The organism is Streptomyces sp. LMG1-1-1.1 (assembly GCF_040815545.1).
In the GTDB taxonomy this organism is placed as follows: Bacteria; Actinomycetota; Actinomycetes; order Streptomycetales; family Streptomycetaceae; genus Streptomyces.
In genome coordinates, this window is the sequence record NZ_JBFPNH010000021.1 from 235,941 (window position 1) to 248,866 (window position 12,926).

At 73.6% G+C, this 12,926-nt stretch carries 12 protein-coding genes; 5 read left to right on the forward strand and 7 right to left on the reverse strand.

Annotation, left to right across the window (positions count from 1 at the left end; translation table 11 throughout):
• Positions 1–60 precede the first annotated feature (60 nt).
• A complete protein-coding gene (locus tag MRBLMG1_RS11735) occupies positions 61–1,002 on the reverse strand; it encodes an NADP-dependent oxidoreductase (RefSeq protein WP_367823388.1) in 942 nt (313 codons plus the stop codon).
• A 157-nt stretch (positions 1,003–1,159) separates the two neighbouring features.
• Here MRBLMG1_RS11735 and MRBLMG1_RS11740 point away from each other — a divergent pair, with 157 nt between their 5' ends.
• Together MRBLMG1_RS11740 and MRBLMG1_RS11745 are read left to right on the forward strand one after the other, a co-directional pair.
• Complete coding sequence (locus MRBLMG1_RS11740; protein WP_367823390.1) at positions 1,160–2,698, forward strand: PstS family phosphate ABC transporter substrate-binding protein; 1,539 nt, start codon at positions 1,160–1,162, stop codon at positions 2,696–2,698.
• 59 nt (positions 2,699–2,757) lie between these two features.
• Positions 2,758–4,659, forward strand: coding sequence for a serine/threonine-protein kinase (locus tag MRBLMG1_RS11745; protein ID WP_367823392.1), 1,902 nt, complete (start codon positions 2,758–2,760; stop codon positions 4,657–4,659).
• 26 nt (positions 4,660–4,685) lie between these two features.
• On the opposite strand, the gene MRBLMG1_RS11750 is transcribed toward MRBLMG1_RS11745, so the two are convergent.
• The 3 genes from MRBLMG1_RS11750 to MRBLMG1_RS11760 form a co-directional block, all read right to left on the reverse strand.
• Positions 4,686–5,030 (reverse strand): hypothetical protein, encoded by a 345-nt coding sequence (locus tag MRBLMG1_RS11750; protein WP_367823394.1) that lies wholly within the window; start codon positions 5,028–5,030, stop codon positions 4,686–4,688.
• Complete coding sequence (locus tag MRBLMG1_RS11755) at positions 5,027–5,722, reverse strand: DUF6232 family protein (protein WP_367823396.1); 696 nt, start codon at positions 5,720–5,722, stop codon at positions 5,027–5,029. Before MRBLMG1_RS11755 ends, MRBLMG1_RS11750 begins: the two co-directional genes overlap by 4 nt.
• Before the next feature lie 74 nt (positions 5,723–5,796).
• A complete protein-coding gene (locus tag MRBLMG1_RS11760) occupies positions 5,797–6,705 on the reverse strand; it encodes a LysR family transcriptional regulator (RefSeq protein ID WP_367823398.1) in 909 nt (302 codons plus the stop codon).
• A 106-nt stretch (positions 6,706–6,811) separates the two neighbouring features.
• On the opposite strand from MRBLMG1_RS11760, the gene MRBLMG1_RS11765 reads away from it, so the two are divergent.
• Positions 6,812–7,642 carry an oxidoreductase gene (locus tag MRBLMG1_RS11765; protein ID WP_367823400.1) on the forward strand — a complete coding sequence of 277 codons (831 nt, stop codon included), beginning with the start codon at positions 6,812–6,814 and terminating at the stop codon, positions 7,640–7,642.
• A 163-nt stretch (positions 7,643–7,805) separates the two neighbouring features.
• Here MRBLMG1_RS11765 and MRBLMG1_RS11770 read toward each other — a convergent pair whose 3' ends face one another.
• Positions 7,806–9,089, reverse strand: a complete 1,284-nt coding sequence (locus MRBLMG1_RS11770) for an adenylosuccinate synthase (RefSeq protein WP_367823402.1) — start codon at positions 9,087–9,089, stop codon at positions 7,806–7,808.
• 143 nt (positions 9,090–9,232) lie between these two features.
• Here MRBLMG1_RS11770 and MRBLMG1_RS11775 point away from each other — a divergent pair, with 143 nt between their 5' ends.
• Complete coding sequence (locus tag MRBLMG1_RS11775) at positions 9,233–10,057, forward strand: diacylglycerol kinase (protein WP_367823404.1); 825 nt, start codon at positions 9,233–9,235, stop codon at positions 10,055–10,057.
• Positions 10,058–10,082: 25 nt separating this feature from the next.
• Here the strand turns inward: MRBLMG1_RS11775 and MRBLMG1_RS11780 are convergent, their stop codons facing one another.
• Positions 10,083–10,658: a dihydrofolate reductase family protein gene (locus MRBLMG1_RS11780; RefSeq protein WP_367823405.1), complete on the reverse strand. Its 576-nt coding sequence runs from the start codon at positions 10,656–10,658 to the stop codon at positions 10,083–10,085.
• A gap of 199 nt (positions 10,659–10,857) precedes the next feature.
• Between MRBLMG1_RS11780 and MRBLMG1_RS11785 the strand changes: the two genes are divergently transcribed.
• Positions 10,858–12,414: a hypothetical protein gene (locus tag MRBLMG1_RS11785; protein ID WP_367823407.1), complete on the forward strand. Its 1,557-nt coding sequence runs from the start codon at positions 10,858–10,860 to the stop codon at positions 12,412–12,414.
• On the opposite strand, the gene MRBLMG1_RS11790 is transcribed toward MRBLMG1_RS11785, so the two are convergent.
• Positions 12,402–12,914 (reverse strand): GbsR/MarR family transcriptional regulator, encoded by a 513-nt coding sequence (locus MRBLMG1_RS11790; protein WP_367823409.1) that lies wholly within the window; start codon positions 12,912–12,914, stop codon positions 12,402–12,404. The two genes, MRBLMG1_RS11785 and MRBLMG1_RS11790, sit on opposite strands and share 13 nt — an antisense overlap.
• Positions 12,915–12,926 lie beyond the last annotated feature (12 nt).

The following is a 12,926-nucleotide window of genomic DNA, read 5'->3' on the forward strand; positions in this document are numbered from 1 at the left end:
CCCAGCCCGGCACCGCCGACCCGACACCGCTGTCCGGGTGTCTCGGGTCGTCGGGGCGGCTCAGATCATCAGGATGACGCGGCCGGGGCGGTGGCCCGCCTCGGCTCGGCGGTGGGCCTCGGCGGCTTCCGCCAGGGGCATGACGTCGGCCACCCGGGTGATCAGCTCGCCGTCGGCCACCTTCTGGAGGCTCTCGCGCAGCTGGACGGCGTCGGGGGTGGCGCGGACGGTCTCGACGCGGATGCCGCGCTCGCCGATGGGGACGCGGTCGGGGGCGAGGGCGAGGAAGACGCCGCCGTCCTTGAGGACGGGGAGGAGGGCGTCGCCGACGAGCGCCCCGTCGAAGACGGCGTCGACCCGGTACGGGTCACCGGCGATCACCTTGGCGACCACGTCCTCGGGGGCGCCGCGGGTGACGACGTGGTCCGCACCGAGGAGCCTCAGTTCGCTCTCGTCGCCCTCGTGGGCGACGGCCACGACCCGCAGCCCGGCGGCCGAGGCGTACTGGATCGCCAGTCGGCCCACCACGGCGCTGCCGCCGGTCACGAGCAGCGTCGCCCCCTCGGCGAGGGCGAGTCGGCCGAGGCCCTGCTGGGCGGTGGCCGCGGCCAGCGGAAGGGAGGCGGCCACGGTGAATTCCAGGTCGTCCGGCATCGGGGCGATCCAGTCCGGGGCGACGCGCACGACCTCGGCGTAGGTGCCCTCGCCGGTCAGCTCCTGGTACCAGGGCACGAAGCCGGCCACCCGGGTCCCCTCCGCCATCCCGGGCACGGGGTCGAGCAGAGTGCCCGCGAAGTCCGTACCGAGGATGAAGGGAGGCTTGAGCGCGCCGACGGCGTCGGCGTACCGGCCGGCGCGGATCCGCAGGTCCGCCTGGTTCACACCGGCCGCCTTCAGGCGCACCCGGACCCGTCCGGGAACGTCCCCGGCCTCCGGTTCGGGCCTGCGGGCCATCCGGAGGACCTCGGGTCCGCCGTAGGCGGTCACTTCGACGACACGCATGGGGTACTCCTCAGACGGAAGGCCCCCTCGTGGCCATTACACCCACGCTCACCACCCCCGGCAACCCCTGCCCGTCCACCTGAACGAACGGAGAAGTCCATGTGTCGGCCCGCTACACCGCCCCCGCCTTCGCACAGGCGTCCGTACCGTCCCGGCCATGGAGTGGATAACCGCGGAGAACGTGATCGCCCTGGGGACGGCGCTCCTCGGTGTCCTGGTCTCGGTCGGCGTCGTCTGGCTCGACCGCTTCTCGCCGCAGCGCAAGCGGCTCGGCTACCGCGTCCAGCTCAACACGCCGCTCCACCGGGAGGACGACCAGGACAGCGAGGTCATGACCGTCCGGGAGGGCGAGGTGGTGGGGATGGCCGCACCCGCCAACGGGTCCACGCTCGTCCTCCTCCGCATCGAGAACGACCGGGACCTCGACATCAGCTCCGACGACTACGGCTCCTCCACCGACCCCCATGGGCTGCGGATCACCTTCGGCGACCGGACCGTGCAGGGCGTCGTCGCCACGGTCCCGGCCGGCTGGGTGTCCCTCCGGGAGGACCTGGAGCGCGCCCCCAAGCTGGGCCGGAGCGGCAGCGCGGTCCTCGTCCCCAAGGTGGCGCTCGAACGGGGCCAGTACTTCAAGCTGCTCGTCCAGCTCTCCGGCGGGGTGGCCGACCGGGACATCAAGGTCGACGGCAGCCTCCACGGCGGTGCGATCCGCCGCAACAGGAGCACCACCCCGGACGAGAAGGCCGCCCGGTTCAGCCCCACCGCCCGGACCGTCACCATCGTCCTCACCGCCTGTGTGGTCGCCCTCGCCGCGATCATCGTCCGGGAGCAGACCCCGCCGCCGGTCGGCTGCGCCCGGGGCACCCTGACCGTCACCGGGTCGACGGCCTTCGCGCCGGCCGTCCGGGAGGTCGCGGAGAAGTACGAGCGGGACTGCGAGGGCTCGACGGTGATCGTGGACGTGCACGGTTCGACCGCCGGGATACGGGAGCTGGCCGCCGCGGGGGCGAAGAAGGCCAAGGGTTCACCGGCCGTCGTCGCCCTGTCGGACGGGCGCAAGCCGGGCGGCTACCCGGCGCTGCGGGAGAGCATGATCGCCGTCTCGCTCTTCACCCTCGTCCTGAACGACGGGATACCCGTCGACGACCTCACCCAGGAGCAGATCCGCGGGCTCTACCGGGGGGAGATCGCCAACTGGAGCCAGATCGTTCCCGGGCTCGACCGGCCGGTGCTGCTCGTCAGCCGGGACGCCAACTCCGGCACCCGGCAGGTGTTCCAGCGTCGGGTCCTGGGCCGCAACGAGCCGGCGAACTCCTCCCAGGACTGCGTGACGCGCGACGACCCCGAAGCGAAGGTGATCCGCTGTGAACTCGACTCCACCGAGCAGGTGCTGTCCACCGTGGCCACGCTCCCCGGGGCCATCGGCTACGCCGAACTCCGCGCGAGCGACGGCCGGAAGGGCCTCCACAAGGTGGCCGTCGACGGGCGCCGGCCCGTCGTGGACGAGATCGGCACCTCCGGATACCCGTACCGGGAGATCGAGTACGCCTACACCTGGGGCCGGCCGCCGGCCGACTCCCTGACCGCCAGTTTCCTGACCTATCTGGGCCGGGGCAGCGGCCAGGACGTCGTCCTCACCCACGGCCACCTGCCCTGCTCCACTCCGAAAGGGCTGCGGGTCTGCGGAGAGGGCTGACGGGCCTCGACGGGATCTTCACGGGACGGTTGACGCCCTGTCTGGCATGCTCTGACGACGTGGAGCCATTGAACGCGGAAGACCCGGTCGGCATCGGCCCGTTCCGACTGATCGGCCGCCTCGGGGTCGGGGGGATGGGCCGGGTGTTCCTGGCGCGTTCGGCCGGCGGGCGGACGGTCGCGGTGAAGGTGGTGCACGCGCAGCTCGCCGCCCAGGAGGAGTTCCGGCTCCGGTTCGCCCGCGAGGTCGCCGCCCTGGAGCGGGTCGGCGGCACGGGCACGGCGCCCGTCCTCGGCTCGGACACCTCCGCCGAGTCGCCGTGGGTGGCCATCGGCTACGTACCGGGGCCGTCGCTGCGGACGGTGGTGGGCGACGAGTTCGGCCCGCTGCCGCCCACGACCGTGCGGTCCCTGGCGTCGGGTCTCGCCCGCGCCCTCGTCCACATCCACGCCGCCGGACTCGTCCACCGGGACCTCAAGCCGTCCAACGTGCTGCTGACCGTCGACGGGCCCCAGGTCATCGACTTCGGCATCGCCCGCGCCGTCGACACCGTCACCGACGGCGGCGGCCTGACCAGTACCGGGGCCGTCGTCGGGTCGCCCGGCTTCATGTCGCCCGAGCAGGTGCGCGGCGAGCGCCTCACGCCCGCCTCGGACGTCTTCTGCCTCGGTTCGGTCCTCGTCTACGCGGCGACCGGCCGGGCCCCCTTCGGGACGGTCGACAGCGGCGTCCACGCCACCATGTTCCGCATCGCCCACGACGAGCCCGACCTGACCGGCGTGGCACCCGAACTCACCGGGCTGATCAAGGCCTGCCTCGCCAAGGACCCGGCGGCCCGGCCGTCCGCCGCCGAGATCGCCGAGACCGTCCAGGTCGCCGACCCGTGGCTCCCGGCGGACGTCCTCGCCCCCATCGGCCGTCACGCCGCCCGGCTCCTGGAGGCGGAGGCGGAGAGCGGAGCCCTCGCGGAGACCGGCACCGGGAGCGCCGCCCTCCCCGCCGGCGACCCGACGCCGCCCACTCCCCTGCCGTCCACCGCCGCCCCGGCCCCCCGGGCCCCCGGCCGGCGCCGGGGCCGCACCGCCCTGGTCGCCGGCCTCGCGGCCCTCGTCGTGGCGGCCGCGGCCACCGTCACGTACTCCTACTGGCCCGACCCGGACACCGGCCGCGACGCGCAGAAGAACCGGGCCGCCGGCGAGACGGGCGACGTCTCCGCCCGCCCCGCCGGGATCGTCCCCGGCGCCTTCATCGGCGCCTGGGAGGGCGTCCTCCAGGGCTCGCCCGAGTTCCCCCGGGAAACCGCCCGGATCGAGATCGCCCAGGGCGCGGCGGGCTCCAAGAGCGCGGTCTACGTCCAGGTCACCGAGAACCGGCTGTGCATGGGCCGGTCCCGGCTCGTCTCGGCCGACGAGGACAAGGTCGTCTACGGCGAGTCCGACGTGACCACCGGCGTGCCGGCCGGGCGCTGCACCCCCGCCGCCCACCAGACCCTCACCCTGCGCTCCCCCGACGTCCTGGAATGGGCCTCGGGCGCCGCGAAGGCCACCTTCCGCAAGGCCCCCAGCGGCCCCGCGGTCGTCCCCGCCCGCTTCCTCGGCCACTGGTCGCGCATCCCCGCGCCGGAGGTCTACGGCAAGGAGGACGACCGCTACACCTCGGAGGTGACGATCACCCAGGGCCCGGTCGGCGCCCCCGTGATCAGCGTCATCGACGGCTACCCGCGCACGATCGACGGCGTCACCACCACCGAGGACTGGTCCTGCGGCACCACCGCCGTCCTCGCGGGCGTCGGCGACATGCTGGTCCTCGGCCCCAGCACCCGCGACGCGACCGCCTGGGACCGCGAGTGCCAGGAGGGCCTCTCCCGCTTCCTGGTCGTCGACAAGCTGAACGGCAAGGACCGGCTCCTCGCCTACCCGATGCTCGACGGCGAACCGAACGAGTACCGCCGGTCCTCCTGACCACTCGGCAGGACCGGTGGCACCACTCAGCCGCCGAGCATCGACAGGATCTGGTGGATCAGGGCGAGCGCGGGCGCGCCGGCCGTCCCCACGGACTCCAGGATCCCGCCGACGCGCTCCAGGGCGGTCCGCCGCACCGCCGGATCCGCGGAGCCTCCGATCTCGGCCTCCGCGGCCTCCACGGTCCGGGCCGCGAGGGGCCGCAGCTGCCCGCGCAGTTCCTGGAGCAGCGGCAGCAGCTCCTGGACGGCCCGCTCCAGTTCGGCGGCGGCGGGCCCGCCGTGCACGACCGTCCGCTTGTCGATGCCGACGCTGTGCGTGGTGTTCTCCATCCGCACCACGTCGCCGTAGTAGTGGTCCCCGCCCGTCACTTCGCCACCCCCGTGTTGCCGCTGCCGCCGTACATGTTCACGGCGTCCCCGAAGAAGTAGTTGCCGTAGTTGGTGATCGCGAGCGTCCCCACCGCGGCCTGGAACTCGGCGTCCGGCTTGTCGATCGCCTCGGCGATCGAGTGGACGAGTCCGTTCAGGTAGGCGCGCTTGCCGGTCACCAGCGCCGTGGACCGGCCGTTCGTCTCGATGGCGAGGACGTCGTGCGACAGGGCGAAGACCACCGCGCACATGTCGCCGATGAAGTAGATGAGCAGGACCGCGACCAGGAACAGCGCGACCTGGAGGAAGCCCTCACCATCGCCGCCGTCCGAGCTGTACGAGTCCCACGAACTCGACGACGAGTCCTCGAAGTACATCAGGACCATGAGCACGGCGAGCGTGCCCCCGCCCCGCTTCAGGAACCGGACGAAGGCCTCTCCCCGGCGGGGGCGCAGCACGAAGGTGTAGACCCGGACGATGTTCTCCAGCGGGTAGGCGCCTCCGTGCACCCAGAGCAGCCGCTTGCTGATGACGAGCCCGTTCCGCGGCGGCTGAGCGGACGGCGGCGGCGAGTGCGCCGGCCTGGGCACCGGCGTGTGCGCGGGCTTGGGCGGTGGCGTGTGCGCGGGCTTGGGCGGCGGCGTTTCGTTCGTCCGCGTCGGCTTCGGCGGCGGCGTTTCGTTCGTTTCCATGCATCCCCCCGAGGTGGAGCCGCTACGGCGTGCCCCTCATTACGCAGCCGAACCACCTGCCCCACAAGGGGAGTTCAAGCCTCCCGGGAGACGACTTCGGCCGTCGCGCGGGCGTAGTCGTGAACCAGGGGGCGGGGGTCGGCGGCACGCCAGGCCAGTGCGAAGCGGCTCGGGGTGACACCCCGGACCGGGCGGGTGACGACACCGCCCCTGGTCAGGAGCGGCGCGTTCCCCGCCGCGACCAGGCAGATCCCTAAGCCGCCGACCAGCGCCTCGTAGGTCTCGTCCGCGCTGGCGATCTCCGCGCCCACGACCGGCGGGCGCCCGCCCCGCGCGTCCACCGCCAGCCAGTAGTCGCGGAGTTCGGGCCCGGTGCCGGGGAGGGCGAGGAAGGGCTCGTCGAGGAGCTCGCCGAATTCCAGGCCCTCGCGGGCGGCCAGCGGATGGGACTCCGGGAGCGCGACGAGCCGCGGCTCCGTGGCCACGACCACCCAGCGGAAGCGGTCCGCACCCGCCAGCGGAAGCCAGAGGAACGCCACGTCGCTGCTCCCGTCGGCGAGTCCCGCCGTCGGGTCCTCCCACCCCACCTGCCGCAGCCTCAGCCGGGCCTCCGGACGGGCCCCGGTGAACCGGGACCGGATCGCCGGCAGCAACCCGCCCCGCCCCGGGCTGGTGCTCATCCCGATGACCAGGGTGCACTCCGAGTCCTCCCGGGCCCGCCGTACCGCCCCGTGCCCCTCCTCCCAGGCGTCGAGCACGGCACGGGCGTGCGGCAGCAGGGCCGCACCCACGGAGGTCAGGGACACGCCCTTGCGGCCGCGGTCGAAGAGGGCGGCGCCGAGCTGCCGCTCCAGCGCCCGGATCTGCTTGCTGAGCGCGGGCTGCGAGACGTACAGCCGCTCGGCCGCCCGGGTGAAGTGCAGCTCCTCGGCGACCGCGAGGAAGTAGCGCAGATCCCGCCCGTGGACGTCGGTGATCGTCATGCCCCTGGGTTATCACGCAGGATCTTGGACGAACAACGCCCCTCCGTCCCAACCTTGTCGGGACGACGAACTGCCACCGGGCAGTACCCACGAGGGGGAGTACAGCATGAGCAAGGTCTGGCTGATCACCGGCGCCAACAGCGGTTTCGGACGCGCCTTCGCCGAGGCCGCGATCGCCGCCGGCGACGTCGTGGTCGCCGCCGCCCGCCGCGCCGAGACCCTGGACGAACTGGTCGCCGCGCACCCCGACCAGGTGGACGCGGTCGCCCTGGACGTGACCGACACGGCGGCGGTCGACCGGGTCGTCGCGCACACCGTCGAGCGCCACGGCCGCGTCGACGTCCTCGTCAACAACGCGGGCCGCACCCACGTCGGCTCCGTCGAGGAGACGGGCGACGCCGAACTCCGCTCCCTCTTCGACGTCCACGTCTTCGGCCCCGCCGCCCTCACCCGCGCCGTCCTGCCCCACATGCGGGCCCGCCGCTCCGGCGCGATCGTGCAGCTCAGCAGCGTCGGCGGGCAGATGTCGATGGCCGGGTTCGGCGCCTACAGCGCCACCAAGTTCGCCCTTGAGGGCATGTCGGAGGCGCTCGCCGCCGAGGTCGGCCCGCTGGGCGTCAAGGTGCTCATCGTCGAGCCCGGCGCCTTCCGCACCGGCCTCTTCGGCAACCACAGCGTCAGCGGCGACACCATCGCCGACTACGCCGACACCGTCGGCGGCACCCGCGCCTTCGTCGAGACCGGCGGCGGCACCCAGGCCGGCGACCCCGCGAAGGCCGCGGCGGCCGTCCTCGCCGCCCTGAACTCCGACGAGACCCCCCTCCGCCTCGCCCTCGGCGACGACTCCATCGACACCATCTACGCCCACCTCGACCAGGTCCGGTCCGACCTCACGGCGTGGGAGAAGGTCGGCCGCGACACCAAGCTGGACGCCTGACGACCTGGGCGAGGATCCGCCGGTGGACCGACTTCCGGCCCGGGAGCTCGGGGACCCGGTGGCCGGAACCGTCCGGACCGAGTCCGCGAACACGACAGCGGCGCACGCCGCCTGCGCCTGGTGACAGGAGCGCGGGCGGCGTGCGCCGAGGTGTGGCCGACTCCTACAGGAAGGAGTTGATCTCGATCGTCTCGGTGCGGCCGGGGCCGACGCCGATGGCCGAGATGGGGGCGCCGGACATCTCCTCCAGGGCCTTCACGTAGGCCTGCGCGTTCTTCGGCAGGTCGGCGAAGGTCTGGGCCTTGGTGATGTCCTCGGACCAGCCGGGGAGCATTTCGTAGATCGGCTTCGCGTGGTGGAAGTCGGTCTGCGAGTAGGGCAGCTCCTCGACGCGCTTGCCGTCGATCTCGTAGGCGACGCAGACGGGGATCTGCTCCCAGCCGGTGAGGACGTCGAGCTTGGTGAGGAAGAAGTCCGTGAGGCCGTTGACGCGGGTGGCGTAGCGGGCGATGACCGCGTCGAACCAGCCGCAGCGACGGTCACGGCCGGTGGTGACGCCGCGCTCGCCGCCGATGCGGCGCAGGGCCTCGCCGTCCGCGTCGAACAGCTCCGTCGGGAACGGGCCGGCGCCGACACGGGTCGTGTAGGCCTTGAGGATGCCGATGACGCGGCTGATCTTCGTCGGGCCCACGCCGGCGCCGGTGCAGGCGCCGCCCGCGGTCGGGTTCGACGAGGTGACGAAGGGGTACGTGCCGTGGTCGACGTCGAGCAGGGTGCCCTGGCCGCCCTCGAAGAGCACGACCTTGTCGTCGTCGAGCGCCTTGTTGAGGATGAGCGTGGTGTCGGCGACGAAGGGCTTGATCTGCTCCGCGTACTGGAGCATCTCCTCGACGATCTGCTCGGCCTGGATGGCGCGCCGGTTGTAGAGCTTGGCGAGGAGCTGGTTCTTGCCCTCCAGCGCCGCCTCGACCTTCTGCTCCAGGATCGACTCGTCGTACAGGTCCTGGACCCGGATGCCGACGCGGTTGATCTTGTCGGCGTAGGTGGGGCCGATGCCCCGACCCGTGGTGCCGATCTTGCGCTTGCCGAGGAACCGTTCCGTCACCTTGTCGAGGGTGACGTTGTACGGGGTGATCAGATGAGCGTTGCCGCTGATCAGGAGCTTCGACGTGTCGACGCCGCGGTCGTTCAGTCCGCTCAGCTCGGAGAGCAGGACCGCCGGGTCGACGACGACACCGTTTCCGATCACCGGGGTACACCCCGGCGAGAGGATTCCGGAAGGGAGAAGATGCAGCGCGTACTTCTGGTCGCCTACGACGACGGTGTGGCCGGCGTTGTTGCCGCCCTGGTAACGCACTACATAGTCAACGGAACCACCGAGGAGGTCGGTGGCCTTTCCCTTGCCCTCGTCACCCCACTGAGCACCGAGCAGCACAAGTGCGGGCACAGGCGTACACCCCTTCCGGGTGGGGCATGTCCAAGGTCAGGGGGCGTACGCCGCCTCACCGGTGTGCCCCGGAATAGACGAAGCCCCTGGCGCAATAGCGCAAGGGGCTCTTGCACAAAGATGCTACCCGAGGAAGGACCGAGGTGTCGGATCACGACCAGCTGCTGGTCATCGTCGACCCGGTCGCCCGCCGATGTGACGGCGAGTCCGTGCGGATCGCGAAGGATGTCCTGTGTGCGGGCGCGGAGGCGAAGATCTGCCTGCCGGACGGCCCGGAGGAATTCTGCCGGGCCCTGGCCAGGCGCGGTTCCAGGCGCCCCGTGGTGCTCGGCGACGACCGTGCGCTGCTGCGTACGGTGGCGCTCCTGCACCGGGAGCGCGAGCTCGCCGGGGCGGCTCTCGCCCTGGTCCCGATCGGCCCGCCGGACGCCCGCGAAGTCGCCCACGCGCTCGGCGTGCCGCATGCCACTCCGGCGGCGGCCCGGGCGGTCCTGGACGGGGCCGTACGCCGCCTGGACCTGCTGGTCGACGACAGCGACGGCGTCGTGGTCGGCGACCTCCTCGTACCGGCCGTCCCCGTCCTGTCGGCGGCGGCGCCGTCCGTCTGGGGCACCTGCCGCTCCCTCGTCCGTACGCTGGTCCGCCCGGCCCCCACGGCCCTCGCGGTCCGCACCCACCGGCTGCGGGTCGAGGCGGACGGGATACTCCTCGCCGACGTCGACGACCCCGTCGAGGGCCTCTCGGTCCGCTCGGCCGCCGGTACGGCCGAGGTGACCGTCCATCCGTTCGCCGCCCCGCCGCGCCGCGCCACCGCCCACACCCTCACCGTCTCCGGCCCCGACTTCCGCTACCGCGCCGACGGCCGCCTCACCGGCCCGGTCCGCCGCCGCACCTGGACGGTCCGCCCGGGCGCCTGGGGCTTGACGCTGCCCCGGGAGCCGACCCAGGACCACCTGCCGCCGGCCTGATCCGCCGCCCCGGACGACGGCCGGCTCAGGCGCTCCGTACGACGCGGTGGCGGAGGAGGACCGAGCGGCCGTCGAAGGTCCGGGTCTCCACGGTCTCCAGCTCCGTCCGGTGCTCGGCGGGGCGGAAGGCCGGGGTGCCGCCGCCGAGGACGACGGGGTGGACGACGACGCGGTACTCGTCGACGGCGCCGTGCGCGCCGAGGTGGGCGGCGAGCTCGGCGCCGCCGAAGAGCACCAGGTTCTTGCCGGTCGCGGCGAGCGCGGTCAGCTCCGCGGCCACGTCGCCGGAGACGACCGTGGTGTGGTGACCCGGGTCGGTTCCGGCGAGCGTCCGGGAGACGACGACCTTGGGGGTCTCCCGCCAGACCGGTGCGAAGGCCAGGTCGTGCGGGTCCTGCGAGTACTGCTCGGCGTTCGGCCAGTAGCCGGACATCAGGTCCCAGACCTTGCGGCCGTAGAGGAACACGGTGTCGCCGGCGATCAGCTCGTCGGTGTACGCGGAGAGCTCGGGGCCCATGGCCGGCCAGTCGAACTCGCCGGCGGGCCCGGCGATGAAGCCGTCGAGGGACTGGTGGACGAAGTGGATGATCCGGCCGCTCACGGGGTCCTGCCTTCCGGTGCCGCGGACCGCCCCTGCGGCCCGCTCTCGTCCAGGGGTCGGAGCCCCCCGGCACCGCTCGACATCCACCAGAGGACATTTTCCGGTCATCTTGTTTCGGCCACCGCCTCGACGAGGCTTGGCGCGGGCGCCGGGCGGGGCCTAGCGTCAGCTGACATTCATCGGGTGGGGGGAACGTGCGATGACGTGCGCGCTGGACGTCGAGGAGACGGCGGGGGCACTGGAGCGGTACCGGCGGAGAGCCGGCGGGCTGATCTTCACGGGAGCGGCGCTGCTCCCCCTGGCCGCGGGTGCCGGAGCACTGCTCTCGGAACCGTGGCGCGAGGACACGGTCGTCCTGCTCTGCGTGGCCGGGATCCTCGCGCTCGGCGCCGGGATCGGCTCGCTCGCCCTGGCGCGACGGATGCGGCGGACGCTCGCCGCCGGCACCTGGTCGGCGCATCCCGCGGTGGCGCTGGCCCGCACCGGGCACGCGACGACCCTGGTCCTGCGAGCCCCGGACGGCACCGAGACGTGGCCGCTGACGGTGATCGCGACCCGGCACCGGTACGAGGCGGTGCGGCCCGGCCCGGACGGGGTGCTCTGGTGGTGCGGCGACCCGCGCGTGGGCGGGGTCCTCGCACCGCCCGGCGGCGGGCCGCTGATCTGGGCGAAGCCGCTCCGGGGCGAGCGCGTGCGCCGCCGGGTCACGGCGGACGCGGCGGCGGAGGGCCTGGCGTACCGGCCGGTCCCGAAGCAGCCGCAGGCCCGGCCCTCCGAGCCCCTCACCGGCCCGGACGCCGTCACCACGAACGACCCCGCTACCCGTCAGGACTCCGTCACCACGACCGGCCCCCTCGCCGGCCCGGACGCCGTCACCACGAACGGCCTCGCCGCGGGCCCGGACGCCCTCGCCGCGAACGCCTCCGTCGCCCCGGTCGGCCCGCGTCCCTTCGTGTGGGAGGACCCGCATCCGGTGCTCTACTGCGGGCCGGAGGCCGAGGTCGGCCACGACGCGGAGGCCGGGCACGGTCCGGGCGCCTTCGCGCCGGAGGGCGGCGACGAGGCGCGGGTCGCGTCCGGGCCGACGTACGCCGTGCTGGCCGCGCACGCCGAGCGGCAGGCGACGCCGCAGGGCAGGGCGCCGCGCCCGGAGGCGGACGTGCGGGTGGTGCGGTGGTGGCGGGTGCGGAGCCTGCGGCGGTTGGCGGGGGTGCAGGCGGTGCTGGTCGCGCTGGGGTTCTGCGTGGCCGTGGGCGCGGTCGCGCTGACCGGGCCGCCGGAGGAGGACCTGCCGAAGTTGTGGTTCGCGGCCGTGCTGCCGCTGATCGGCCTCGTGTACTCCGGCTACCGGCTGCTGACCGGCGGGCGGCACGTGGCGCGGCTGATGGCCCGGGCGGCGACGAGTCACACGCCGGTCCCGCGCCGGTACGTGCTGCTGTACGACCCGCACGGCGGCGCGCCCGTCCTGGTGTTCTTCCCGATGCACGGGGGCCCGGACGACCGGCCCGAGGGAGTGCTGCCGCTCGTGCCGCCGGGTCCGCCGAAGCACCCGCGGCGAGGGCTGCCGGAGCGGCCCACCGGCCCGGCGGGGCTGCACGGCTGGCGGGACTTCACGCCGTTCGGCGCGGCGTTCGTCGTGCCGTGGATCGACGGGCGCCCGCTGTGGCCGGCGGGGCCGTACTGGCAGGAGGACGGGAAGGAGTTCCTGGCGCTGCTCGACCGGCTCGCCCCGCCCGTGGAGGCTCAGGCCCCCTGAGGGGTGCCGCGCGCGGCCCGGTGGTCGCGCCAGCGGTCCATGATCCCGGTCATCTCGCCGTGGAGGAAGGCGAAGAACTCGGCGGTCTCGGCGGTGCGGCGGCCGGCGGCGGTGTCGGGGCCGAGGGTCTCGGCGCCCTCGTGGAGGACCTTCTCCCAGCGGACGAGGACCTGGTCGCGGCGGGTGAAGGTCTCGTACCAGAGCTCGTTGTGGAGGACGTAGCGGTCGCGGCGGGTGCCGGGGTCGCGTTCGCGGCTGACCATGTCGACCCGGGTGAGGTAGCCGATCGCGGCGGAGACGGCGGCCGGGCTGATCCGGAGCTGTGCGGCGAGTTCGGCCGAGGTCATGGAGGCGGTCTCGGAGGCGAGGAGGGCCGCGAAGACGCGGCTCGCCATGCGCTGCATGCCGGCGGCGGTCATCTCGGCCGCGAAGCGCTCGACGAAGCGGGAGACGGCGTCGTCGCCGCCGCCGTCGGTCGTGGTCATCTCGCCCTCACCCATCCCCTGACTTTA

Excerpts from the sequence above, each read along its gene's own strand:
- MRBLMG1_RS11735 (WP_367823388.1), bottom strand. The coding sequence starts at position 1,002 with ATGCGTGTCGTCGAAGTGACCGCCTACGGCGGACCCGAGGTCCTCCGG.
- MRBLMG1_RS11740 (WP_367823390.1), top strand. The coding sequence starts at position 1,160 with ATGGAGTGGATAACCGCGGAGAACGTGATCGCCCTGGGGACGGCGCTC.
- MRBLMG1_RS11755 (WP_367823396.1), bottom strand. The coding sequence starts at position 5,722 with ATGGAAACGAACGAAACGCCGCCGCCGAAGCCGACGCGGACGAACGAA.
- MRBLMG1_RS11760 (WP_367823398.1), bottom strand. The coding sequence starts at position 6,705 with ATGACGATCACCGACGTCCACGGGCGGGATCTGCGCTACTTCCTCGCG.
- MRBLMG1_RS11765 (WP_367823400.1), top strand. The coding sequence starts at position 6,812 with ATGAGCAAGGTCTGGCTGATCACCGGCGCCAACAGCGGTTTCGGACGC.
- MRBLMG1_RS11785 (WP_367823407.1), top strand. The coding sequence starts at position 10,858 with ATGACGTGCGCGCTGGACGTCGAGGAGACGGCGGGGGCACTGGAGCGG.
- MRBLMG1_RS11790 (WP_367823409.1), bottom strand. The coding sequence starts at position 12,914 with ATGGGTGAGGGCGAGATGACCACGACCGACGGCGGCGGCGACGACGCC.